Consider the following 22,538-nt stretch of genomic DNA (forward strand, 5'->3'; position numbering starts at 1 on the left):
TGGGCGGACGGGGCGTTGATACATGTCAGCGCCTCTCCGATCTGGCGACCTAGACTTCCAGTCATACCCGAGGGAGAGCCGATATGTCACAGATCCTGCCCAGTCCGGAAGAACTCGCCGCCCATGCGGCCGCCGAACCGGCATACGCCCGATGGCTGCATGGCCGAGGTCCGCTTCAGCATAGCGCGCAGACCCAGGCGGCGGTTTTCCGCATGGCTCATCAATTGGTCCAGTACCGCCTGCAGCCGGATCTGGCGAGCGTCTACCGGATGTTCAGCGCCCTGGATCAACTGACCTGTGCCGGCCTTTGGCTGGTGGCGCACATGACCTATGCCCGGCGCGTACGCCTGAACGGCGAGCCGCTGCAGGCCGAGGATTTCAAGGCACAGCCCGAGGGGCACACCGGTGGCGCGCTGAACATGGTGCCGGCCTACGCCGGCTACCTGGCGCTCAATGCCTTGAGCGGCAAGACGCGGGGCTGGCTGATGGGGCAGGGGCACTGCGTGTCGGCGATCGACGCACTGAACGTGCTGACCGGTAACCTGCACCCGGAGCAGGCCACCGCCTACGGGCAGGGCGAGGACGGGCTGAATCGGCTGGTACGGGACTTCTACAGCTACGTTCAGGCGCCGGACGGCAGGGTTGCCGCGCCGCTGGGCAGCCACGTCAATGCGCACACCGCGGGTGGTATCGCCGAAGGCGGCTACCTCGGTTTCGCCGAACTGATGTATGCGCACATGCCGTTGCCGGGCGAGACGCTGGTGGCGTTTCTCTCCGACGGTGCCGCCGAGGAGCAACGCGGCAGCGACTGGATTCCGCGCTGGTGGCGGGCCGAGGACTGCGGGACGGCTTTGCCGGTGATGATCGCCAATGGCCGGCGCATCGAGCAGCGTACCGACCTGGGGACCCACGAAGGCCTGGCGGGCTTCAAGCAGCACCTGCGCCGTTGCGGTTTCGACCCGGTCAGCTTCGACGGGCGCGATCCCGCGGCCTTCGTCTGCGCCCTGTGGGAAATGGAGCAGCGGCTGGCACATCGGGTGGAAGACAAGGACCGCGGCATCCTCCACTATCCCTTGCCGATTCCCTACGGCATTGCGGAAACGGTGAAGGGCTTCGGTTTCTACGGTGCCGGCAGCAACGCCGCGCACAACCTGCCGCTGCCGGGCAATCCGAGCGAGGATGCGCAGGCGCGTGAGTTGTTCAACCAGCATGTGGCGCCGCTCTGGGTCGAACCGCAGGTGCTGGCCGATGCCTGCGCGCTGTTCAGTGCCTCTCGCGCTGGCCGGGGGCTGGAGCGGGATAATCCGCTGGCGGTGCGTCGTCCTATCGAGCCGTCGATCCCCGAGCTGCATTACCGCAACGACCTCTGTTCGCCGATGGCGGCACTGGACCGCTTCTATGTCGACCTGTGCGCGGCGAACCCTGACCTGCGGGCCCGCGTCGGCAACCCGGACGAGCTGGCGAGCAATCGCCTGGGCGGCGTCCTCAAGGCGCTCCGGCACCGGGTTTCCGAGCCGGAGAGCGCGCTGGAGGCGGTCGACGGCCGGGTGATCACCGCCCTCAACGAGGAAGCGGTGGTCTCCGCCTGCCTGGCCAACCAGGGCGGCCTCAATCTGGTGGCGAGCTACGAGGCCTTCTGCGTGAAGATGCTGGGCGCGGTGCGCCAGACAATCATCTTCTCCCGTCAGCAGAAGGAAGTTGGCCGCCCCGCCGGCTGGCTTGGCTGGCCGCTGGTGGCGACTTCGCACACCTGGGAGAACGGCAAGAACCAGCAGTCGCACCAGGACACTACCTTCTGCGAGGCGCTGCTGGGCGAGATGAGCGATATGGTGCGGGTGGTCTTCCCCGCGGACCACAACAGTGTGCTGGCGCTGCTGCCGGAGATTTACCGCAGCCGTGGGCAACTGACCTGCATGGTGATTCCCAAGCGCGAGCGCCCCTCGGAGTTCAGTCGGGCCCAGGCCGAGCAGTTGACCCGAGATGGCGCGCTGGTGCTGGAGGAGCATCCGGGCAGCGCTCCGTTGCTGCTGATCGCCAACGGCAGTTATCAACTGGCGGAGATGCGTCGCGCAGCAATGCGCCTGGAGGAGGCTGGCTATCCCTATCGGCTGGTGTATCTGCAGGAGCCGGGCCGCTTCCGCGCCCCTCGCGACAGCTGGGAACTGCAGTCGGTGGCCGACGAGGCGCTGACCGCCCGCTTGTTCCCCAACCACTGCGAGCGCCGGGTGCTGCTGACGCACATGCGCCCCGAAGTGGCGCGCGGACACCTCTGGCCGATCCTGCCGGACGCGCTGAAAACTTCGGTGCTGGGTTATCGCAACCAGGGCGGTACGCTGGACGAGGCGGGCATGCTGTTCGCCAACCGCGCCTGTTGGGCCAATGTGCTGGTCGCCTGCGCGCGCCTGCTGGATGTCCCGCGCACCGCGTTGTTGACGCCCGAAGAGGCAGCGGCGGTGGCGGGAAAGGGCGATCCGGCGTTGTTGCGTTGACAGGCCGCGCGCAACCGTCGGAGGGCGGTTGCGCGGGGTTCAGCGTTTCAGCGGTTTGATCAGGCTATCGAGACCGTCGATCTTCAGCTCCAGGGTCAGTTGCATCAACTGGCCCAGTTCACCCTTGGGGAACTCGCCCTTGCGGTGGAACCACAGCAGGTACTCTTCCGGCAGGTCCACCAGCATGCGCCCCTGGTACTTGCCGAACGGCATCGGCGTGCGCGCGATCTTCAACAGCTGCAGCTTGTCGAGCATGGCGGGGCGAGGTTACTTCTGCAGCTTGATCTTGCAGCTGCCGGCGTCGAAGCGCTCGGTGGCGACCGGGGCGTTGGTCTTGTACTCGGTGAAGCTGTAGGTGAGGATCGCGCCCTGAGCCAGCAACTGGCGGTAGGCGGTATTGCTGCAGACGCTGTCGCCCAGCTGGCTGCGCACGCTGTCGGGATTGGCACGCATTTTCTCGGCGTGGCTGGCGCGCACGCTCAGGTGGTTGATCAACTGAGGACCGTCGACGGTGTAGCCCTGGTCGAGGATGTCTTCGTTGATCGCGCGCGGGGTACCTTCACTGCTCTCCTTGGCGACCTTTTCCAGGGTCTGGGTCAGTTCGAAGTCCTTCTTCGACGCGGCGTGGGCGGCGGGAAGAACGAGGCAGAGGGCGAGGGCGGTGAGGCGCAGCATGGGCATCTCCTGACAATGGTGCCGATTCGACCGTGCGGACCCATCGGGGTTCGCCGGTTGTTCCTGGTCGCCATTGTCCCTGAAAAGCGCGTCCGTGCCGAGGAGCACGTGTCGCGGCGGCGCCGCACGGCGGTCCTCTGGCGTCGGGAGATAGGACGGCTCTGTTACAATCACCGGCCTGCACCTTTCGTTTTGTCCGAGCAGCCGATGTTCCAATCGCTTTCCCTCGCCCCGGTGGCGCGTTCATGAGCCACGCCGTTGCCCGTCTTCGCGATGAACGCCTTGCCCGTTGCGTCAAGCCGTTCGTGGCCCGTGGTTCGCGCTCGCCGCGTTGCGCCGGCTGCCGTCTGCGGCCGAACTACTGCATGTGTGGCCTGCGTCCGCAGGTCGAGTCGAACGCGGCGATGTGTCTGGTGATGTTCGATACCGAGCCGCTCAAGCCCAGCAACACTGGCTGGCTGATCGCCGAGACCGTGCCCGAGACCTGGGCGTTCGGCTGGTCGCGCATCGAGGTCGATCCGGCCTTGCTGGCGTTGCTGGACGATCCGCAATGGCAGCCCTACGTGGTGTTCCCCGGCGAGTTCGTCCAGCCCGAGCGCGTGGTGACCGAGGTGATGCCGCAGGAGGGCAAGCGCCCGCTGTTCATCCTGCTGGACGCGACCTGGAACGAGGCGCGCAAGATGTTCCGCAAGAGCCCTTACCTGGACCGCTTCCCGGTACTGAGCATCACCCCCGATGCGCTGTCACGCTACCGCCTGCGCCGCTCCAAGTTCGATGAGCACCTGTGCACCGCGGAGGTGGCGGCGCTCTGCCTGGGGCTGGCCGGCGACCGCCGCGCCGGGGATGCGCTGGATGCCTATCTGGATGTGTTCAGCGAGCGCTACCTGGGCTCCAAGTGCCAGCAGCCGCTGGACGAGAAGAGCCCGGCACACCAGGTGCTGATGCCCTTCACCCAGGGCCAGGACTCGTAGCGGACTCTGTCCGCGATGCTTCTATTCCCGGGCTGTTCGCGAGCAAGCTCGCTCCTACAGTCCTGGCATCGCGCTCAGCCGGGAGGATTTTGTAGGAGCGAGCTTGCTCGCGAACCGCGTCGTTGCGGCGCTGTAATCAGGCCGGCTTCGCCTCGGCCTTTTTCGGCCACAACTGCGCCACCAGCATGCCGGTAAGCATTAGTGCGCACCCCAGGTAGCCGCGCAGGTGCAGTGTCTCGTCGAGGAACAGGGCGCCGGCGATGGCGGCGAATACGGCTTCGAGCGACAGGATGATCGCCGCGTGGGAAGCGATGGCGTGTTTCTGCGCCACGACTTGCAGGGTGAAGCCGGTGGCGACGCCGAACAGGCCGCCATAGAGCAGTGCGGGGCCGGCCTGGACGATGGCGGCCCAGCGGATTTCCTCGAAGATCAGCGCCAGGACCAGGCTCACGACCGCGCAGGTGACGAACTGCAGGAAGGCCAGGCGGATCGGGTCGTAGCGGCTGGCGAACAGGCCCACCAGCAGTACGTGGCCGCCCCAGACGAAGGCGCCGGTCAACTGCAGCCAATCGCCGGAGGCAACGTGGAAGTTCGGCCCGATGCTCAGCATCGCCATGCCGATCACCGCCAGCGCCGCGCCCAGCCAGGTTCCCATGCCGGTGCGGTGGCCGAACAGCAGTCCCAGCAGGGGCACGATGATCACGTACAGGCCGGTGATGAAGCCGGAGTTGGTCACGCTGGTGAACAGCAGGCCGACCTGCTGCAGGTTGATCCCCAGAGTGAGCGCGGCGCCAATGGCCAGGCCCGCCAGCAGCAGGCCGCGATTGAAGGGCTGGGCGCCGCGCTTGCTCGACCAGGCCAGCAGTGGCAACAGCGCCAGCGCGCCCAGGGCGAAGCGCAGGCCGGTATAGAGAAACGGGCCGATGGCGTCCATCCCCAGACGCTGTGCGACGAAGGACACGCCCCAGATCATCGCGGTAAACAGCATCAGGATATCGGCGCGCAGCGCGTGGCTTTTCATCTTGTTGTTCTCGAACGATGGAAAAAAAGCGGAACTCTGCCGCAAGCCTCGGCGCTTGGAAAGAGGCGCGCCTTGCCTGCGGGTGCGACGACAGTGCCCTTGACGTTGCATTCGCACGGACAGCGGGCGTTGTCTTTGCGTACAATGTGCGGGCAGTGCTCTATCCGGCTCCGACCTTCCCTGCGCAGGTTTGGCTGTTATCCACGGCAAGACTTCGGCGCGGCCTTCAAGGAATTTTCATGGCTTCCTACGAGATCCTGATCGCTGACGATCACCCGCTGTTCCGCAGTGCCCTGCACCAGGCCCTGACCATCGGCCTGGGACCTGACGCGCGACTGGTGGAGGCGGCGAGCATCGCGGAGCTGGAGGCCAGGTTGAACGAAAAGTCGGACTGGGACCTGGTGCTGCTGGACCTGAACATGCCCGGCGCCTACGGCTTCTCCGGTCTGGTGCTGCTGCGCGGCCAGTATCCGCAGATTCCGGTGGTGATGGTCTCGGCCCAGGAGGACGCCGCCGTGGTGCAGCGCTCCCGCGAGTTCGGCGCCAGCGGCTTCATTCCCAAGTCCAGCGAACTGAGCGTGTTGCAGCAGGCGGTGCGCGCGGTGCTCGACGGCGACGTCTGGTGGCCGCCGCAGGTGGACGCCGTGACCGAGATGAGCGAGGAGGTCCGTGCCGCCAGTGCCGGTCTTGCCAGCCTCACGCCGCAGCAGTTCCGCGTGCTGACGATGGTCTGCGAAGGTCTGCTGAACAAGCAGATCGCTTTCGAGCTGAACGTCTCCGAGGCCACGGTGAAGGCCCACGTCACCGCGATCTTCCGTAAGCTCAACGTGCGTACCCGCACTCAGGCGGCGTTGCTGCTGCAGCAGATGGAGTCGGTCCCGGGGGCGTGATTTCGTCACATCCTGTCAAACCGAATGACTCCTTTTTGACGCGCGCTGGTATAGAGTGCCGCGACCTTTTACCTGTGAGAAACACTCGTGTCCGCTTCCCCCTTCAAAGGCCAGACCGGCCTGAAACGCATCTTCAATGCCGCCGGTTATTCCCTGGCCGGCTTTGCCGCCGCCTTCAAGGGTGAAGCGGCCTTCCGCCAGTTAGTGCTGATCAACGTCATCCTGATCCCGCTGTCGTTCTTCTGCGACGTCACCCGCGGCGAGCGCGCGCTGCTGATCGCGGTGTGTTTGCTGGCGCTGATCGTCGAGCTGCTCAACTCTGCCATCGAGGCGGTGGTCGATCGTGTTTCCCTGGAGCGTCACCCGCTGTCGAAGAACGCCAAGGACATGGGCAGCGCCGCCCAGTTCGTGGCGCTGACCATCATCACCGTCACCTGGGCGGGCATCCTGCTGGGTTAAGCGTCGGTCATCCTTTGCAGGACCGAGGGGGCGCCCAGTCCTTGCTCGCGAATCGCCCGGCCCTGATGTCGTCGGCGTGAAGCGTTCGCGAGCAAGCTCGCTCCTACGAAAAGCGCATCGTCATGGAATCATCGGCAGCACGATCTCGTCGCTGCGCGTCACCCCGGCCGTTTCGCTGCGGCACAGGTCGAGAAACTCACGCATGGTCGCGGTCTGGTACTTCTGCCGGTGCCAGATGAAGTAGAACTGCCGGCGCAGGTCCAGATCCGGAGTTTCCACCGCCACCAGGCTGCCGCGGCGGAAGGCGTCGCGCAGGGCCAGGCGTGAGATGCAGCCGATCCCCAGTCCCGACTCCACCGCGCGCTTGATCGCCTCGGTGTGTTCCAGTTCCAGGCGCACGTTCAGTGGCTCGATGCGGTGCCGCATGGCCTGGTCGAAGGTCAGTCGCGTGCCGGAGCCCTGCTCCCGCAGGATCCAGGCCTCCTCGATCAACCGCGCAAGGTCCGCGCGGCCTTCGCGGGCCAGCGGGTGCTGTGGCGCGCAGAACACCACCAGTTCGTCCTCCATCCACGGTTGTACCTCGATGTCCGGGTGCTGGCAGTCGCCTTCGATCAGGCCCAGGTCGAGTTCATAGTGGGCGATGCGCTGCACCACGTGGGCGGTGTTGTGCACGTGCAGGCGCACCCGGCAGTCCGGCTGGCGCTGCATGAAGGTGCCGATCAGCAGGGTCGCCAGGTAGTTGCCGATGGTCAGGGTGGCGCCCAGGTCCAGCGAGCCGAAGGCGCTCTTGCCGTTGAGCATGTTCTCGATCTCGCTGCCGCGGTCGAGCAGGGCCACCGCCTGGGGCAGCAACTGGTGGCCGAGAGCGTTTAGGGTCAGGCGTTTGCCGGAACGGTCGAACAGCTTGCAGTCGAACTGCCGTTCCAGCTCGCCCAGGGCGGTGCTGGTAGCCGACTGCGACATGGACAGCGCTTCGGCCGCGCGGGAGACGCTTTCCTGCTGGGCGACGGCGACGAAGACTTCGAGCTGGCGCAGGGTGAACTTCATGCTGTGGGGCTCCGGAGAAGGCTGCGCGACATTTCGTCACCCCGGCGTAGGAAGCACCTGACGGTATCCTTTCGCGGCGACTGGGCGGCCTTATCTGCGTTTTGGATTAGCAATATCCAGATAATTTATTTTGCGGATATTGTCGACGCCTATAAAATGTCGCGCAATTGCGCTACGTCCGGGATCTGCTGGGGTGCGCCACGTTTCTCCTAGGAGTCCTTGATGAGCAACCTGTACACCGAACGCGTTCTCAGCGTGCACCACTGGAACGATACCCTCTTCAGCTTCAAGACCACCCGTAACCCGGGTCTGCGCTTCAAGACCGGTCAGTTCGTGATGATCGGCCTGGAAGTCAACGGTCGTCCGCTGATGCGCGCGTACAGCATTGCCAGCCCGAACTACGAAGAACACCTGGAGTTCTTCAGTATCAAGGTCCCGGACGGTCCGCTGACTTCGCGCCTGCAGCACCTGAAGGAAGGCGACGAACTGATGGTCAGCCGCAAGCCCACCGGCACCCTGGTGCTGGACGACCTCAAGCCCGGCAAACACCTGTACCTGCTGAGCACCGGCACCGGCATGGCGCCGTTCCTCTCCGTCATCCAGGATCCGGAAGTCTACGAGAAGTTCGAGAAGGTCATCCTGGTTCACGGCGTGCGCTGGGTCAGCGAGCTGGCCTATGCGGACTTCATCACCAAGGTCCTGCCGGAGCATGAGTACTTCGGCGACATGGTGAAAGAGAAGCTGATCTACTGCCCGCTGGTTACCCGTGAAGAGTTCCACAGCATGGGCCGCCAGACCGACCTGATGCGCAGCGGCAAGCTGTTCGCCGACATCGGCCTGCCGCCGATGAACCCGCAGGACGACCGCGCGATGATCTGCGGTAGCCCGAGCATGCTCGACGAAACCAGCGAAGTGCTGAACGGCTTCGGTCTGCAGATCTCCCCGCGCATGGGCGAGCCGGGCGACTACCTGATCGAGCGCGCCTTCGTCGAGAAGTAAGCAGCGCTGTTGAGTTGAAGGAGCGCCGCGGTCCCTAATGGGATCGCGGCGTTTTTTATGGCCCGGATTCGTGAGGGCGGCGGTTTTTCGTCGGATCGGATGTCGGTGCGCTGGGAGCGCCCTCACCCTGGCCCTCTCCCAGAGGGGGACTGTTCGGTGCGGGACGAAAGACTGGTATTAGCCGGCACGGAGAGCTTTTCGTAGGAGCGAGCCTGCTCGCGAACCTGCGGAGTATCGTGCACCACCGTTCGCGAGCAAGCTCGCTCCTACAGAAGCATCAGGCCAGGCGTTGGCCGGACACGGCCGGGTGATACAGCGGCTGCACCTTGTTCCCCGCCGGGTCGAGCAGGTGGAAGCTGCGCGCGCCGTCGCCGTGGTCGAAGGGGCGGTCCAGCAGGGTTACGCCACGGGCCTTGAAGTACTGGTACCAGGCTTCCAGCTCTTCCACGCTGTCGACCACGAAGCCGTAGTGATCCATCGTCTGCAGACCGTTGGCCGCGCCGACGCCGCGTCCCAGGGATAGGTTGTCGTTGCCGCAGGTGAGGTAGACCAGGTCCTCGTTGGCGCGGTTGAGCACTTGCATGCCGAGTACGTCGACATAGAAGCGCTCGCACTCTTCCAGGTTCGGCACCAGCAGGGCGAGGTGGCGCAGGCCGTTGAGGCGACCGGGGCGGACAGGGAGATCGGACATGGACGGGATTCCTTTTTTGTATACAATTTGTTTTTAAATTTAAAACAAAAGGAGCATCCTGTGTACAGTCTCTTTATCAAGACCCGGGTAAAGCCCGGAACCGCCGACGATTTCCTGGCCGCCATCAAGGTCAATGCCGCCGCTTCGGTATCCAATGAGCCGGGGTGCCTGGTGTTCGATGTGTCCCAGGACCGCGTCGATCCGGAGGTGATCTACCTCTACGAGATCTACCGCGACGACGCGGCCTATGACGCGCACACCCAGACCGCGCACTTCCGTGACAGTCGCCCGCTGGTGGAGCCGCTGATCCTCGAACAGGAATGCTTCGAGAGCGAGGTGGTCGCCCTCAACCCGGTGAGCTGATCCGCTTCAGTCGGCGCCGCGAATCAGGTCGAGCACGCGGATCTCGCCCTCGGCCGGGTAGTGCCAGTGCACGTCCAGGTCCCACAGGCGCACTCCGTAGCGGCGCTCGGGCGGCGGCTTCTGGTAGGCCGGACGCGGGTCCTGGGCGAGACACTGTTCGACCAGTTCGCGCACCGGCTGGCCGAGTCGCACACCGTGCTCGTGGGCCTGGCGCAGGGCCTCGTCGCTCCACTGCACGGCGATGGCGGCGGGCGGTGCGTCGGCAATGGCGTTGCGCGCATCGCTGACGATGTCGGCGTAGGGCACGTAGGGCTTGATGTCGAGTACCGGCGTGCCGTCCAGCAGGTCGATGCCGGATAGCCAGAGGCGGCCGGGTTCGACCTTCTCCAGCTTCACCACCGACTGGCCGATGCCGTTGGGGCGGTGGGTGGCGCGGGTGGCGAACACGCCGAGGGAGCGGTTGCCGCCCAGGCGCGGCGGGCGCACCTTCAGCCGTGGCTTGTTTTCCAGTGCCTGGTGGAAGAGGAAGATCAACCAGACGTGGCTGACCTGCTCCAGGCCTTCCACCGCATCGCCGGTGTCGAACGGCGGCAGCAATTCCAGTACGCCGGTCGCGGCCGGAGCCAGTTGCGGCTGGCGCGGGATGGCGAACTTCTCCTTGAAGCAGGAGCGGACATGGCCGATGGGCGTGACGGAATGAGGCATGGCGGTGGAGGCTGGCGCTGGGGCGAACATGGTACCCGATCAGAGGTGAAGCCGCGCCCTGGTCGAATCGTCGGGAGGGGCCGCGCGCTTTTTCAGTGCGCGTCGGACGAGGCATCACGGGATTCCGGCAAATCCCTAGCGGCGGCATGACCATTGTCGGCGACTACGGTGCGCGGTTGTCGATGTATCTGGAAGAGCCTGCTTCTACCCGGCGTGGCTCCTGATCATCACCGAGGCACCTCCGAGGATCCGCTCTCACACGACCGGCGAGCTCAGCCTGGTCTATCTGCCAGTTGCGCTCAGTGCGAGCGCAAGGCCCGCCGAGCCAGCAGCAGGTAGGGCGGCAGATTGATCGCCAGCACCAGCAGGCCGAGCACGGCCTGAGTTGCCTCGGTCAGGCTGGCGGGGTAGATCAGCGGGATCAGGTAGTGCTCGATGAAGCCGCCGCTGTAGCCGTTATCGCCGGCGAGGGCGCGGAAGTGGTTTTCCAGCGGTGTCAGCGGGCAGTAGAGGTGGAAGAACTCCACCGCCATGCCCCAGATCGCCGCCGGCGCATGCAGCCATGCCAGGCGCGGCCAGCGCAGCGCCAGCAGGCCGCCGAGCAGCACGAAGAGGATGAAGCCCAGGTGCAGCAGCACCACGGCGTCGGCGGCGAGGCGATAGAGCACGGCGGCCTCAGCGCTGCTGGCGCTGGGTCAGGCCCTTGAGGAAGTTGCGCAGCAACTGGTCGCCGCAGGGGCGGTAGTTGTTGTGGCCGGGCTTGCGGAACAACGCACCCAGTTCCGTCTTGGTGACGATGAAACCTACGCTGTCGAGGATCGCGAGGATGTCGTCGTCGCGTAGCTCGAAGGCGACGCGCAGCTTCTTCAGGGTGATGTTGTTGGTCAGCGGCAGCTCCACCGGCGGCAGCGGGCGTGATTCGTCGCGGCCGCGGCGATGCACGATCAGGCCGTCGAGGAAGTGCGCCAGTACGCGGTCGCTGCACGGCTCGAAGTCCGGCTCGTCGTCGCGGGCGAGGAAGGCGCCGACATCCTCCGCGCTGAGGTTGAAGCCGGCCAGCGCGGTGATCTCGGCGACTTGTGCATCGCGGATGTCCAGCAGGTAGCGCAGGCTGCGCAGTACGTCGTTGTTGGTCATGTTCTTTCCATCCAAATGAAGAGCCCCGCATCAGCGGGGCTCTTGCGGATCAGACCAGTTCGGCCCAGAGGTCGTACTCGTCGGCGTCGGTGATGCGCACGCGCACCTTGTCGCCGGGCTTCACGTCGAAGCTGTCGATGTAGACGGCGCCGTCGATTTCCGGGGCGTCGGCGTAGGAGCGGCCGACCGCGCCTTCGTCGTCCACTTCGTCGATCAGCACGTCGATTTCCTTGCCGATCTTCAGTTGCAGGCGCGCGGCGGAGATCGCCTGCTGGTGCGCCATGAAGCGCTCCCAACGGTCCTGCTTGATGTCATCGGGTACCACGTCCAGGCCCAGGTCGTTGGCCGGCGCGCCTTCCACCGGGGAGTACTGGAAGCAGCCGACGCGGTCGAGCTGGGCTTCGGTCAGCCAGTCCAGCAGGTACTGGAAGTCTTCTTCGGTCTCGCCGGGGAAGCCGACGATGAAGGTGGAGCGGATGGTCAGCTCGGGGCAGATCTCGCGCCACTTCTTGATGCGCGCCAGGGTCTTGTCCTCGAAGGCGGGGCGCTTCATGGGCTTCAGCACTTTCGGGCTGGCGTGCTGGAAGGGGATGTCCAGGTAGGGCAGCAACTTGCCCTCGGCCATCAGCGGGATCACGTCGTCGACGTTGGGGTACGGGTAGACGTAGTGCAGGCGTACCCACACGCCCATCGCGGAGAGCGCCTGGCATAGCTCCAGCATGCGGGTCTTGACCGGCTGGCCGTCCCAGAAGTCCATCTTGTACTTCAGGTCGACGCCGTAGGCGCTGGTGTCCTGGGATATCACCAGCAGTTCCTTGACGCCGGCCTTGACCAGGCGCTGGGCTTCGCTGAGCACGTCGCCGACCGGGCGGCTGACCAGCTTGCCGCGCATGGACGGGATGATGCAGAAGCTGCAGCTGTGGTTGCAGCCTTCGGAAATCTTCAGGTAGGCGTAGTGACGTGGGGTCAGCTTGATGCCCTGCGGCGGCACCAGGTCGATCAGCGGGTTGTGCTCGGCCTTGGGTGGGATCACCTCGTGGACGGCATTGACCACCTGCTCGTACTGCTGCGGGCCGGTCACGGCCAGCACGCTGGGGTGCACGTCGCGGATGCTGTCTTCGGCGACGCCCATGCAGCCGGTGACGATCACCTTGCCGTTCTCGGCGATGGCTTCGCCGATGGCGTCCAGGGACTCGGCCTTGGCGCTGTCGATGAAGCCGCAGGTGTTCACCACTACCACGTCTGCGTCCTGGTAGGTGGGGACGATTTCGTACCCTTCCATGCGCAGCTGGGTGAGGATGCGTTCGGAATCGACCGTGGCCTTCGGGCAACCAAGGCTTACGAATCCGACTTTGGGTGTGGCGGTGGACATGTGCGGCTAACCTCGAAGGGCGCGCTGGCGGCGCCTCTGATCAAAAAGTGCGCAATTCTAGCGGCGTCCCGCGCGCTTGACCAGTCTCCCTGGGACAAGCTGTCGCAGTCTCCTGTCGGCGCCTGCCAGCCGGTAATTGTAGGCAACAGGCTCTATAGTCATTCAGAACGAACGCGGCCGGCTCTTGCATCGATGAATGGGTCGGAGCAGGATGCGCCGAATTTTCCTGAGGAATCTTGTTACATGTCCGATGCAAGCGCCGGCACCGTTGAGCATGAGCAACCCCATTCCAGCTCCGCGATCGGCCTGATGGTCGGCGCCGTGGGCGTCTGCTACGGCGATATCGGCACCAGCCCGCTGTACACCCTCAAGGAGGTCTTCGTCGGCGGCTATGGCGTGCAGGCCAACCATGACGGCGTACTCGGCGTGCTGTCGCTGATCTTCTGGTCGCTGATCTGGGTGGTGTCGATCAAGTACGTGATCTTCGTCCTGCGCGCCGACAACCAGGGCGAGGGCGGGGTGATGGCGTTGTCGGCCCTGGCTCGCCGCGCCGCCACCGGGCGCCGCCGCCTGCAGGCGACCGTGGTGATCGCCGGTCTGATTGGCGCGGCGTTGTTCTATGGCGACAGCATGATCACCCCGGCGATCTCGGTGCTCTCGGCCATCGAGGGCCTGGAGATCGCGTTCGACGGCCTGGAGCACTGGGTGGTGCCGTTGTCGCTGATCGTGCTGGTCGGCCTGTTCCTCATCCAGAAGCACGGCACTGCGCGCATCGGCATCCTGTTCGGCCCGGTGATGGTGGCCTGGTTCGTGGCGCTGGCGGCGCTGGGGGCCTATGGCGTGTCGCGGCAGCCGGAAGTGCTGAAGGCGATGAATCCGGCCTGGGCCTTCAATTTCTTCGTCTCGCACCCCGGCATCGGCGTCGCCATCCTCGGCGCCACCGTGCTGGCGCTGACCGGCGCCGAGGCGCTGTATGCGGACATGGGCCATTTCGGCCGCAAGCCGATCGCCCGCGCCTGGTTCGCCCTGGTGCTGCCGGCGCTGGTGCTGAACTACTTTGGCCAGGGCGCGACCATCCTGGTCAACGCCGAAGCCGCGCGCAACCCGTTCTATCTCACTGCGCCGAGCTGGGCGCTGGTACCGATGGTGGCACTGTCCACCGCGGCCACGGTGATTGCGTCCCAGGCGGTGATTTCCGGCGCCTTCTCGCTGACCCGGCAGGCCATCCAGCTTGGCTACGTGCCGCGCATGGTGATCCAGCACACGTCCAGCCATGAGCAGGGACAGATCTACATCGGCATGGTGAACTGGGCGCTGATGGTGGGTGTGGTACTGCTGGTGCTGGGCTTCGAATCTTCCGCCGCACTGGCCTCGGCTTACGGCGTGGCGGTGACCGGCACCATGCTGATGACCACCCTGTTGATGGGCGTGGTGGTCTGGCTACTGTGGAAGTGGCCGCTGTGGCTGGCCATTCCGTTCTTCCTGATGATGCTGCTGGTGGACAGCCTGTTCTTCGCCGCCAACCTGCCCAAGGTTGTCCAGGGCGGTGCCTTCCCGGTGATCGCCGGTATCGGCCTGTTCATCCTGATGACCACCTGGAAGCGCGGTCGCCAACTGCTGGTGGATCGCCTCGACGAGGGCTCGCTGCCGCTGCCGCTGTTCATTTCCAGCATTCGCTCGCAGCCGCCGCACCGCGTGCAGGGTACCGCCGTGTTCCTCACAGCCCGCACCGACGCCGTGCCCCACGCGCTGTTGCACAACCTGCTGCACAACCAGGTGCTGCATGAGCAGGTGGTGCTGCTCACCGTGGTCAACGAAGACAGCCCCCGGGTCAGCCCGGATCGCCGCTTCGAGGTGGACGCCTATGGCGAGGGCTTCTTCCGCGTTGTGTTGCACTTCGGTTTCATGGAGGACCCGGATATTCCGCTGGCGCTCAAGCTCTGCCACCTCAACGAGCTGGACTTCAGCCCGATGCGCACCACCTACTTCCTCAGCCGCGAGACGGTGATCCCATCCAAGCTGATTGGCATGGCGCGCTGGCGCGAGGCGTTGTTCGCCTTCCTGCTGAAGAACGCCAACGGCAACCTGCGCTACTTCAATTTGCCGCTGAACCGGGTGATCGAGCTGGGGACGCAGGTGGAGATCTGAGTTTTCGCTGCATGAAAAAGCGCGCCGATTGGCGCGCTTTTTCTTTGGGGTGTATTGGGTAGTCGCGGACTTTGTCCGCGACTCGTCGGCAGGGTCTGCGTTGGGTGGGTTCGCGAGCAAGCTCGCTCCTACGAAGAGCACTCCGGTGTATGCCGGTAGTGTGGGCGCGAGCTCGCTCGCGAACCGCACGGCACCACGCTGCACTCTTCTGCAGAAGCGCTCCTTGGGGGCAAATCACAGGCATGGCCCCCACAGTCACCGGCAATCACGATGCAGGAGCGGCTTCCGTCCGCTACTGTCCCGTGTCGCGCCGGAAGAGATCGCGGACGAGGCTCGCTTGTACGGAAGCACGCCCTGCGAAGGGCGGAGTCTTACTCCGGCTTCGCCTCACCCTTGCCCGGCAGCATTCGCACCAGGGTGTTGTCGCGGCTGATGTAGTGGTGGAACAGCGCGGCGGCGGCGTGCAGGCCGATCAGCCAGTAGCCCAGCACGGCGATGCTTTCGTGCCAGCCCTTGACCTGCTTGGCCAGGTCCGGATTCTTGCCCACCAGGTGGGGCAGCTCCAGCCCCCAGAAGGGGACCGGCTTGTCGGCGGCACTGAGGATCACCCAGCCGGCCAGCGGCAGGCCGATCATCAGGACGTACAGCATCACGTGCATCAGCTTGGCCAGTACCATCTGCCAGCTCGGCGGCGCGGGGAGGATAGGCGGAGTCGGGTAGATGAAGCGGCCGATCAGGCGCAGCCAGACCAGCACGAAGACGCTCAGACCGAGCATGAAGTGCCACTGCTTGAGCAACTCGCGGGTTTCGCTGCCCTTCGGGAAGTTCCCGCGCAGTTCTATGCAGGCATATACCGCCGCAATCAGCAGCAGCATGAGCCAGTGCATGGCGATCGACAGGCTTCCGTAACGGGAGGGTTTTCGGGTCAGGCTCATGACGGTTCCTTGTGTGGCTTCACGGACCCCGTTCCGGCGACGGGGCTGACAGTGTCAGCATAGAGCCTTAAGCCAGCCTGAAGCTGCATCGGAGCATGGAGAAAGGGCCGCCTGGCGCGGCCCTTTGATCGAGATCAACCCTCGTTGTCGGTGGCCTGGCGGGAGCGGATGGCGTCGACCAGGCGCTTGGCAAGGGCCGGATAATTCTCGTCGAAGTGGTGGCCGCCGGGGAGCTGGAGATTCTCCCCGACCGACTGCGGCTGGGTGCAGCCGCTCTCGTCCTTCTCTTCGATACCGTACACGCAGAGCACCTTGGGCCCTGGCAGGCGGGCCATTTCCGGGCCGGTGGCGGCTTCCTGACCGGCCTTGCCCAGCCAGCCCTGCACTTCGATCTCGAAGCTGCCGCTACGGGCGAAGGCCAGCAGGATTACCGCGCTGACGTCCTTCTTGGCGTCGGCCGGCAGGCGGTTGTAGATCGCCGGCAGCACGTCGGCGCCAAAGGAGTAGCCCGCCAGCACGAAATGCTTGGCGCCCCATTTCTCGCGGTAGTGCTGCATCAGCACGGCAAGGTCGGCGGCGCTCTGCTCGGGGCTCTTGTGCTCCCAGAAGTAGCGCAGGGCATCGACGCCCACCACCGGGTAGCCCAGCTCGGCCATCTGCGCGGCGACGTCGCGGTCCAGGTCGCGCCAGCCCCCGTCGCCGGAGTAGAACAGGGTGACGGTTTCCGACGGCTTGGCAGCGGGGACTTCCACTACCGGCACGTTATCGCTGCCGCCTTGCAGCAGGTGGCGCAACTGGTCGGCGAGTACCTTGGGCAGCGGGGTGTCGTAGTCGGCGATTACCGTCTCGGCATTCTGCAGGCCACGGGCGAAGCGTGCGCTGGGATCATCCGGGTTGTCGTTCCAGGCGGCCAGCCAGCGGCCGTGGGCGGCGCTTTGCGGCAGGGGGGCGGCGGCGCAGTCGGGCTTTTCCAGGGAGAAACCGACCGACAGGGCGCGGGCCTTGTCGTCGCTCTGTCCGGCGAGCCAGCGCCAGGCATAGGTGCCGCCCGGACCGATGCCGGCAACCAGGGTCGGCTGGCCGTCGAGCAACTCGCCAGCGGCCTTGATGCGCGCCTGCTGGGCGGCGCAATCCTTGTCCGGGAAGACGAACTGCACCACGCGGGCCCCGCTGTCGTGAGCCAGGGCCAGCAGTTGGCCGTCGTCCAGCTTCTGGTCCGGTTGTACCGCCAGCAGGACGCGCGCATTGGGTTGCTTGCCAGGGATGGCCAGACTGACGGCGCTGCCGTCGGGCAACTGATGGTGTTCCACGACCGCCTGGGACGCGGGGCGACTCCACAGCAACAGTCCGGCGGCGATGAGGATCAGCAGGAGCAGGGCGAGCAGATGCCGCCAGCGACGTTTCGACATTTCAGCGTTTCACCAATCCACTCAGGCCGCCGGCGATCAACGCGGCGGTGTCGGCCAGGGCCACCAGCGGATCCAGTCCGGCGGGCACGGCCAGGTAACGGGGCTCCCAGTCGGGCTGGAACTTGTCCTTGAAGCGGCGCAGCCCCTGGAAATTGTAGAACTGCTCGCCCCGGCGGAAGACCAGGGCGCCCAGGCGCTGGGTCAGCGGCGCGCCACGGCGCGGCTGCAGGCCGGCGAGCGGCACCATGCCAAGGCTGAAGCGGGTGTGCCCGCTTTCCTTGTAATGCAGGATCAGGCCGAGCATGAGAAATTCCATAGTCAGCTTTGGCGCGTCAGGCGCCACGCGCATCAGGTCGATGCTCGCCACGTCCTTGCTGGCGGTTTCCAGCAGGTTGGCGAAGGCGACGGCACGGCCTTCGTGGCGGATCACCACGACGCGGAAGTAGTTCAGGTACTCGGGGGTGAAGCGGCCCAGGGAGAAACCCTTCTCGCGGACGTTCTTGCCGCCCAGCCAGGCATCGGAGACCGCCCGTAGTTCCTCCATCGGCGCCTGGCCCGCGTCGTAAAACTCCAGGCTCAGGCCGTCGCGCTGACCCCGGTTCCAGGTGTAGCGCAGGTCCTTCATTTCCTTGCCTTTGTTCTCCAGGTCGAAGCGGCGCAGGTCGACCCGTGCCTCCTCGCCGAGCTTGAGGGCGGTCAGGCCGATGTCCATGTACAGCGGCAGGTTCTCCGCCCGCACCTGGTAGAACACCGGGCGCGCATGGTGCAGGTCGCAGAGGTCGCGGAACTGCCAGATCAGCTCGGCGCGGGACTGTGTCGGCCCCACCGGGTCGAACAGTGCCACCAGGCTGCGACCGCGGCGGGCATACATCAGGAAGGCGTCGTTGCCTTCGTGGAACAGCAGCGCCTTGTCGCCGGACAGGGCCAGGCCGCCGTCCGGCTGCGACGAGTTGGCCAGGATGCCGGCGGCGGTATCCAGCTCCTCGCGGCTGGGTTCGAGGATCGCCGGCGGCTCGGTGCGCAGCAGCCAGTACAGCGCCAGCGCGGCCAGCAGCAGGCAACTGCCCAGGGCGGCGCGCAGGCCGCGCGGGGCGTCGGCATCCAGGGCGAACTGCCACCAGAGCTCATGGCTGTAGGGCACGTCCTGGTAGGCAAACAGCAGCAGCCAGATCGATGCGCCGATGACGCAGGCCGCGGCGCCCAGGTAGAGCGGCGAGAAGGGCAGATCCATCAGGCGGCTGCGGCGGTAGAAGGCGCTGCGGAAGATCACCAGCAGGGCGGCGGTGACGCTCAGGATCAGCGCTTCTTCCCAGTCGAAGCCCTTGAGTAGCGACAGCACGGCGCCGGCCACCAGCAGGCCGAGGGTCAGCGCCCAGGCGGCGGACAGGCGGCGGCGCAGGCCGTAGGCGAGCAGCAGGCAGAGCACGCCGATCAGGCTGGCGGCGAGGTGCGAGGCATCGATCAGGCGGTGCGGCACCAGGAAGCCGATTTCATTCAGGCGGGTATCGATGGACGGCGTGGCGCCGGAGAACAGCAGCACGACGCCGGAGATGAATACCAGCAGGGAGAGAATCTGTGCGGCGAAGCCTGAGGCCACGCGCACCGCCTGCCTGGCCACCAGGACACGGCGGGCTTCGAGAAACAGCAGCAGCAGGCAGGCGACGATCAGCGGCAGCACCACATAGATCAGGCGGTACAGCAGCAGAGCTGCGGCCAGCGGTGCGGCACCCAGTTGCCCGGCGAAGGCCGCCAGCAGCACCGCCTCGAAGACGCCTACGCCGCCGGGGACGTGGCTGAGCACGCCGGCCGCCAGGGCGATCAGGTAGACCAGCAGGAAGGCGCCGAAGGGCGGGGCTTCCGGCAACAGCAGGTAGAGGACGGTGGCGGCGGCGGCCACGTCCAGCGCGGTGATCAGCAGTTGCAGCAGCGACAGGCGCAGGCCCGGCAGGCGCACGGTACGGCGACCGATGCGCACCAGGTGGCTGTCGGGCGACGGCTGTTCCGGCAGGCGGCGGCGCTCGATGCCCACCACCAGCAGGATGCAGAAGGCGATGATGCCCAGGGCGAGCACGGCCACCAGCCAGCTCGGCAGGTGCAGGGCCAGGGCGGCGTCGGACAGGTCGCTCAGGGCGGCCAGCGCGGCCAGTATCGGCAGGGCGCAGCCCAGCGAGAGGCTGGCGAACAGGGTCATCCGCGCGACTTCGGCGGCGCCCAGGCCCTGGCGGGCATAGAGGCGGTAACGCACCGAGCCGCCGGAGAGCATCGACAGGCCGACGGCATTGCCGATGGCGAAGGCCGAGAAACCGCCGGTGAGCAGCGCCGAGGGCGACAGTTTCGCCCCGGCGAAGCGGGTGGCCGACCATTCGTAGCCCAGCAGGGTGATGAATCCCGCGACGGTGGCGGCGAAGGCGCCCGCGAGCGAGGCGGTGGGGACGTCGAGGATGGCGTCGTGCAGGGAATAGGCATCGATGTCGCGCAGCAGGTGGTGGCAGGCGATCAGCGCGAGGCTGAACAGCAGCAGCGTGACCCCCAGGCCGATCGCCTGGCGATGGGCGTTGATCCAGTGCAGAAGTCCGTTGCGCTGCGGCTGTTCGCCGACGGCGGGGCTGTCTGGTGCGGAGGGGGTGGCGCTCATCGGGCACCTCATCGATTTTGCGCGACAGAGTAGGGGCAGTGGCGCGTTTTCCCAAGTCCCTCGGGAGGATTTCTTCCTGGGGGCGAAGATTTGCTGAAGCAGTTTCTCTGGCGCAACGAAAAAAGCCACTCCTAAGAGTGGCTTTCTTCTTGATGTCTGGTTGCGGGAGCAGGATTTGAACCTACGACCTTCGGGTTATGAGCCCGACGAGCTACCAGACTGCTCCATCCCGCGGCGGCCATTCTACGGATATGAGAGGGTCTGTCAATCAATATTTCGTTTTCGATCAATAATTTAAATTCACGCATAAATTACGCGCAAACGAAAAGGCCACTCCGAAGAGTGGCCTTTCCCTGTGTCTGGTTGCGGGAGCAGGATTTGAACCTACGACCTTCGGGTTATGAGCCCGACGAGCTACCAGACTGCTCCATCCCGCGGTCGCCATTCTACGCATGGGGGGCGGGGTGTCAACCGAAAGTTGAGAAAAAGTGATTTTTTATCAGGTGCTTAGCGAAATCCTCCGGCTGTGGGCGTGCTAGAAGGCGAGGCTGGCGCTCAGGTTGCCGGCGACGCCGTGGCTGTCCTCGCCGCTCAGGGCTTTCACCTCCGCGCCGAGGGTCAGCGCGTCCCGGGTCGCCGTCAGCTTCAATCCGGCCTTGACCAGGTGGTGGCTGTCGAAGGCCGAGACCTGCTCCACCTCGAACCCTTCCAGCGAGGCATTGCTGACGACCTGCGGATCGTTCAGGAAGCGCTCGTAACCCAGGCTGACGCCCGGCGCCAGGGTCCAGTTGCCCAGGCTCTGGTTGGCCAGGCCGATGTCCAGGCCGAGCAGGGCGCTGTTCAGGCTGCGGTCGGTGCCGTCGACATCCAGGGCGAGGTCGCTGCCTTTTTCGTGGAAGTCGTCCAGCTTGACCCGTGCGCTGCGCAGGCCGATGGACGGCTCCAGGTCCAGTCCGCCCGCATGCAGGCGATAGCCGAGCAGCCCGGTGGCGGCATAGAAGCTGCCGTTGCTGTCGCCCTTGGCGGTGCCCAGGCCGTTGCCCAGGTCGCGCTTGCCGTCGTAGTCGATCCAGCCGGCATCCAGGCGCAGGTCGGCGTACAGGCCCTGGCTGAGATCGTCCGGTGCCCAGCGTGCGCCCAGGGTGAGCAGCGCGAGGTCGGCATCCGCATCGGCGCCGGCGCTGCCCAGTGAGCCCCAGCTGTAGCCGGCGCCGACACGGGCGCTGAGGTTATCGCTGAAGCGGTGGGTCGCGCCGATCAGGGTGCCTTGCGCATGTTCGTTGCTGCTGGCCACGCCGTCGCGGCTGTCGGTGCCCAGATAGCTGGCCAGGGCGGTCATCCACAGGCGGGTTTCACCGTCCTTCAGCTCGCGGCCGCTGGCGTAGGGGGCGATGGCGTCGTCGATCTGCCCGGCTTCGCGCAGCAGGTAGCTGCCAGCGTCGGCATGGATCTGCCCACCGACCCGCGATTCGACCCCGCCCAGGGTGCCGGCGTCGATCGCCGATTGCAGGTAATAGTTGTAGGCGCTGTAGCGGCCTGACAGCTCGCTGTCCTGCAGGGCCGCCAGCAGCCCGGCGCCGGCGGCGGCGTTGCGCGCGAAGCCGGCCTGGCCGGGCAGGCTGTTGAAGCGTACCAGCTTGCCGCGCAGGACATAGAGGGTTTCCTGGTCGAGCCCCAGGCCCTGGGTCAGGTAATTCTCCACCGAACCATAGCTGGCCTGGAGCTGGTCCAGGCCAGCCTGCAGGTAGCTGGCCTCCACGCCCAGCAGCGGCTGGTAGATGGCGGCGAAGGTTGGCGACAGGGCGTTCAACTGCGCGAGCGTCGCGGCGGTACGCTCGGCGGTGTAGGCGTTGGTGGCCAGGTAGTCCTGCAGGATGGTCGCCGAATCCACCCCGGCGATGGATTGCAGCATGGCCGCGGTCCAGCCGGTGCGGTCCTTGCCGGCGGTGCAGTGGAACAGCGCCGCATCGTCGGCGGCCGCCAGTTCCTCGAACAGGTGGCGGTACTGCGCGCGCTGGCTGGCGTCGGTGACGAAGGCGCGGTTCATGTCCTGCATCATCTGCCGCGAGGCCGCTGCGCTGGTGAGCGAGAGGTTCACGTTGCTGGAGCCGACGATGTTGACGTTCTCGTAGACCGCGCCGGCCGGCAGGGTGTCCGGGGTGCCGGTGATTTCCGTCGGCGTGCGCAGGTCGAAGACATGACTGATGCCCAGGCCGTTCAGGGTTGCCAGGTCGGAGGCGGTCGGGGTCAGCGCGTTGGAGCGGTAGAACACGCCGCCACGCATCACGCCGTCATGGGCGGTGCCGTAGGCGCTGGTGGTACCGGCGATATCGCGGAAGTTGTCGATGCCGGTCAGGCGCGGAGTGTTCAGGATTTCTGCCTGGGCGGGAGCGGCGGCCGCGAGGGCGGCCAGCGGCAGCATCAGCAGGGAAGCGGAACGCAGCAGACGAGCGTGCACGTTGTGACTCCATGTCTATGGATAGGGATTGGACGGTGGTGCCACATCCTTGACGCACCCGATGAACAGTTGGCGGCAGTTCGGTGAAGGATTGATTGCAGGGTCAGGTTCTGCGAGCGAGCGGGGGTGGAGCG

21 protein-coding genes and 2 tRNA genes are annotated in these 22,538 nt (G+C 65.8%); 7 read left to right on the top strand and 16 right to left on the bottom strand.

Annotation, left to right across the window (positions count from 1 at the left end; all coding sequences use genetic code 11):
* Positions 1–86: 86 nt before the first annotated feature.
* Positions 87–221, bottom strand: a complete 135-nt coding sequence (locus tag H681_RS27040; RefSeq protein ID WP_269078303.1) for a hypothetical protein — start codon at positions 219–221, stop codon at positions 87–89.
* Between H681_RS27040 and H681_RS07765 the strand changes: the two genes are divergently transcribed.
* Positions 213–2,489 (top strand): xylulose 5-phosphate 3-epimerase, encoded by a 2,277-nt coding sequence (locus H681_RS07765; protein ID WP_236620511.1) that lies wholly within the window; start codon positions 213–215, stop codon positions 2,487–2,489. The two genes, H681_RS27040 and H681_RS07765, sit on opposite strands and share 9 nt — an antisense overlap.
* Before the next feature lie 39 nt (positions 2,490–2,528).
* Here the strand turns inward: H681_RS07765 and H681_RS07770 are convergent, their stop codons facing one another.
* Together H681_RS07770 and H681_RS07775 are read right to left on the bottom strand one after the other, a co-directional pair.
* Positions 2,529–2,744, bottom strand: a complete 216-nt coding sequence (locus H681_RS07770) for a DUF3820 family protein (protein ID WP_015476300.1) — start codon at positions 2,742–2,744, stop codon at positions 2,529–2,531.
* Positions 2,745–2,756: 12 nt separating this feature from the next.
* Complete coding sequence (locus tag H681_RS07775; protein WP_015476301.1) at positions 2,757–3,164, bottom strand: quorum-sensing-regulated virulence factor family protein; 408 nt, start codon at positions 3,162–3,164, stop codon at positions 2,757–2,759.
* Between the two features lie 245 nt (positions 3,165–3,409).
* Between H681_RS07775 and H681_RS07780 the strand changes: the two genes are divergently transcribed.
* On the top strand, positions 3,410–4,135 hold the full coding sequence (locus H681_RS07780; protein WP_015476302.1) for a tRNA-uridine aminocarboxypropyltransferase: 726 nt from the start codon (positions 3,410–3,412) through the stop codon (positions 4,133–4,135).
* A 136-nt stretch (positions 4,136–4,271) separates the two neighbouring features.
* Here H681_RS07780 and H681_RS07785 read toward each other — a convergent pair whose 3' ends face one another.
* On the bottom strand, positions 4,272–5,156 hold the full coding sequence (locus H681_RS07785; protein ID WP_015476303.1) for a DMT family transporter: 885 nt from the start codon (positions 5,154–5,156) through the stop codon (positions 4,272–4,274).
* Between the two features lie 239 nt (positions 5,157–5,395).
* Between H681_RS07785 and erdR the strand changes: the two genes are divergently transcribed.
* Entirely contained in the window at positions 5,396–6,046 is a 651-nt protein-coding gene (gene erdR / locus H681_RS07790; RefSeq protein ID WP_015476304.1) for a response regulator transcription factor ErdR, read from the top strand.
* A gap of 87 nt (positions 6,047–6,133) precedes the next feature.
* Positions 6,134–6,505: a diacylglycerol kinase gene (locus H681_RS07795; RefSeq protein WP_015476305.1), complete on the top strand. Its 372-nt coding sequence runs from the start codon at positions 6,134–6,136 to the stop codon at positions 6,503–6,505.
* Between the two features lie 120 nt (positions 6,506–6,625).
* Here the strand turns inward: H681_RS07795 and H681_RS07800 are convergent, their stop codons facing one another.
* Entirely contained in the window at positions 6,626–7,552 is a 927-nt protein-coding gene (locus H681_RS07800) for a LysR family transcriptional regulator (protein ID WP_015476306.1), read from the bottom strand.
* A 222-nt stretch (positions 7,553–7,774) separates the two neighbouring features.
* On the opposite strand from H681_RS07800, the gene fpr reads away from it, so the two are divergent.
* Complete coding sequence (gene fpr / locus H681_RS07805; protein WP_015476307.1) at positions 7,775–8,551, top strand: ferredoxin-NADP reductase; 777 nt, start codon at positions 7,775–7,777, stop codon at positions 8,549–8,551.
* A gap of 277 nt (positions 8,552–8,828) precedes the next feature.
* Here the strand turns inward: fpr and H681_RS07810 are convergent, their stop codons facing one another.
* Positions 8,829–9,242 (bottom strand): VOC family protein, encoded by a 414-nt coding sequence (locus tag H681_RS07810; protein ID WP_015476308.1) that lies wholly within the window; start codon positions 9,240–9,242, stop codon positions 8,829–8,831.
* Between the two features lie 60 nt (positions 9,243–9,302).
* Between H681_RS07810 and H681_RS07815 the strand changes: the two genes are divergently transcribed.
* Entirely contained in the window at positions 9,303–9,605 is a 303-nt protein-coding gene (locus tag H681_RS07815) for a putative quinol monooxygenase (RefSeq protein WP_015476309.1), read from the top strand.
* A 6-nt stretch (positions 9,606–9,611) separates the two neighbouring features.
* On the opposite strand, the gene tsaA is transcribed toward H681_RS07815, so the two are convergent.
* The 4 genes from tsaA to rimO all read right to left on the bottom strand — a co-directional run bounded on the left by tsaA (position 9,612) and on the right by rimO (position 12,819).
* On the bottom strand, positions 9,612–10,310 hold the full coding sequence (tsaA, locus tag H681_RS07820) for a tRNA (N6-threonylcarbamoyladenosine(37)-N6)-methyltransferase TrmO (RefSeq protein WP_015476310.1): 699 nt from the start codon (positions 10,308–10,310) through the stop codon (positions 9,612–9,614).
* A 299-nt stretch (positions 10,311–10,609) separates the two neighbouring features.
* Positions 10,610–10,978, bottom strand: a complete 369-nt coding sequence (locus tag H681_RS07825) for a DUF2784 domain-containing protein (RefSeq protein WP_015476311.1) — start codon at positions 10,976–10,978, stop codon at positions 10,610–10,612.
* A gap of 7 nt (positions 10,979–10,985) precedes the next feature.
* Positions 10,986–11,447, bottom strand: a complete 462-nt coding sequence (locus tag H681_RS07830; protein WP_015476312.1) for a DUF1456 family protein — start codon at positions 11,445–11,447, stop codon at positions 10,986–10,988.
* Between the two features lie 49 nt (positions 11,448–11,496).
* Positions 11,497–12,819 (bottom strand): 30S ribosomal protein S12 methylthiotransferase RimO, encoded by a 1,323-nt coding sequence (gene rimO / locus H681_RS07835; RefSeq protein WP_015476313.1) that lies wholly within the window; start codon positions 12,817–12,819, stop codon positions 11,497–11,499.
* 243 nt (positions 12,820–13,062) lie between these two features.
* On the opposite strand from rimO, the gene H681_RS07840 reads away from it, so the two are divergent.
* Positions 13,063–14,967, top strand: coding sequence for a potassium transporter Kup (locus H681_RS07840; RefSeq protein WP_015476314.1), 1,905 nt, complete (start codon positions 13,063–13,065; stop codon positions 14,965–14,967).
* A gap of 371 nt (positions 14,968–15,338) precedes the next feature.
* Here the strand turns inward: H681_RS07840 and H681_RS07845 are convergent, their stop codons facing one another.
* The 6 genes from H681_RS07845 to H681_RS07870 all read right to left on the bottom strand — a co-directional run bounded on the left by H681_RS07845 (position 15,339) and on the right by H681_RS07870 (position 22,404).
* Entirely contained in the window at positions 15,339–15,902 is a 564-nt protein-coding gene (locus H681_RS07845) for a cytochrome b (RefSeq protein ID WP_015476315.1), read from the bottom strand.
* Positions 15,903–16,036: 134 nt separating this feature from the next.
* On the bottom strand, positions 16,037–17,311 hold the full coding sequence (locus tag H681_RS07850; RefSeq protein WP_015476316.1) for a virulence factor family protein: 1,275 nt from the start codon (positions 17,309–17,311) through the stop codon (positions 16,037–16,039).
* Position 17,312: 1 nt separating this feature from the next.
* A complete protein-coding gene (gene mprF / locus H681_RS07855) occupies positions 17,313–19,958 on the bottom strand; it encodes a bifunctional lysylphosphatidylglycerol flippase/synthetase MprF (RefSeq protein ID WP_086009551.1) in 2,646 nt (881 codons plus the stop codon).
* A 145-nt stretch (positions 19,959–20,103) separates the two neighbouring features.
* Positions 20,104–20,180, bottom strand: a tRNA-Met gene (locus tag H681_RS07860).
* A gap of 126 nt (positions 20,181–20,306) precedes the next feature.
* Positions 20,307–20,383 (bottom strand) — tRNA-Met (locus H681_RS07865).
* Positions 20,384–20,481: 98 nt separating this feature from the next.
* Positions 20,482–22,404, bottom strand: a complete 1,923-nt coding sequence (locus tag H681_RS07870; RefSeq protein ID WP_015476318.1) for a tyrosine-protein phosphatase — start codon at positions 22,402–22,404, stop codon at positions 20,482–20,484.
* Positions 22,405–22,538 lie beyond the last annotated feature (134 nt).

The organism is Pseudomonas sp. ATCC 13867 (assembly GCF_000349845.1).
Classification (GTDB): domain Bacteria; phylum Pseudomonadota; class Gammaproteobacteria; order Pseudomonadales; family Pseudomonadaceae; genus Pseudomonas.

Bases quoted from the DNA above. Each gene is read 5' to 3' on its own strand.
- H681_RS07765 (WP_236620511.1), top strand. From the start codon at position 213: ATGGCTCATCAATTGGTCCAGTACCGCCTGCAGCCGGATCTGGCGAGC.
- H681_RS27040 (WP_269078303.1), bottom strand. From the start codon at position 221: ATGAGCCATGCGGAAAACCGCCGCCTGGGTCTGCGCGCTATGCTGAAG.
- H681_RS07770 (WP_015476300.1), bottom strand. From the start codon at position 2,744: ATGCTCGACAAGCTGCAGCTGTTGAAGATCGCGCGCACGCCGATGCCG.
- H681_RS07775 (WP_015476301.1), bottom strand. From the start codon at position 3,164: ATGCTGCGCCTCACCGCCCTCGCCCTCTGCCTCGTTCTTCCCGCCGCC.
- H681_RS07780 (WP_015476302.1), top strand. From the start codon at position 3,410: ATGAGCCACGCCGTTGCCCGTCTTCGCGATGAACGCCTTGCCCGTTGC.
- H681_RS07785 (WP_015476303.1), bottom strand. From the start codon at position 5,156: ATGAAAAGCCACGCGCTGCGCGCCGATATCCTGATGCTGTTTACCGCG.
- erdR (WP_015476304.1), top strand. From the start codon at position 5,396: ATGGCTTCCTACGAGATCCTGATCGCTGACGATCACCCGCTGTTCCGC.
- H681_RS07800 (WP_015476306.1), bottom strand. From the start codon at position 7,552: ATGAAGTTCACCCTGCGCCAGCTCGAAGTCTTCGTCGCCGTCGCCCAG.
- fpr (WP_015476307.1), top strand. From the start codon at position 7,775: ATGAGCAACCTGTACACCGAACGCGTTCTCAGCGTGCACCACTGGAAC.
- H681_RS07810 (WP_015476308.1), bottom strand. From the start codon at position 9,242: ATGTCCGATCTCCCTGTCCGCCCCGGTCGCCTCAACGGCCTGCGCCAC.
- tsaA (WP_015476310.1), bottom strand. From the start codon at position 10,310: ATGCCTCATTCCGTCACGCCCATCGGCCATGTCCGCTCCTGCTTCAAG.
- H681_RS07830 (WP_015476312.1), bottom strand. From the start codon at position 11,447: ATGACCAACAACGACGTACTGCGCAGCCTGCGCTACCTGCTGGACATC.
- rimO (WP_015476313.1), bottom strand. From the start codon at position 12,819: ATGTCCACCGCCACACCCAAAGTCGGATTCGTAAGCCTTGGTTGCCCG.
- H681_RS07840 (WP_015476314.1), top strand. From the start codon at position 13,063: ATGTCCGATGCAAGCGCCGGCACCGTTGAGCATGAGCAACCCCATTCC.
- H681_RS07845 (WP_015476315.1), bottom strand. From the start codon at position 15,902: ATGAGCCTGACCCGAAAACCCTCCCGTTACGGAAGCCTGTCGATCGCC.
- H681_RS07850 (WP_015476316.1), bottom strand. From the start codon at position 17,311: ATGTCGAAACGTCGCTGGCGGCATCTGCTCGCCCTGCTCCTGCTGATC.
- mprF (WP_086009551.1), bottom strand. From the start codon at position 19,958: ATGAGGTGCCCGATGAGCGCCACCCCCTCCGCACCAGACAGCCCCGCC.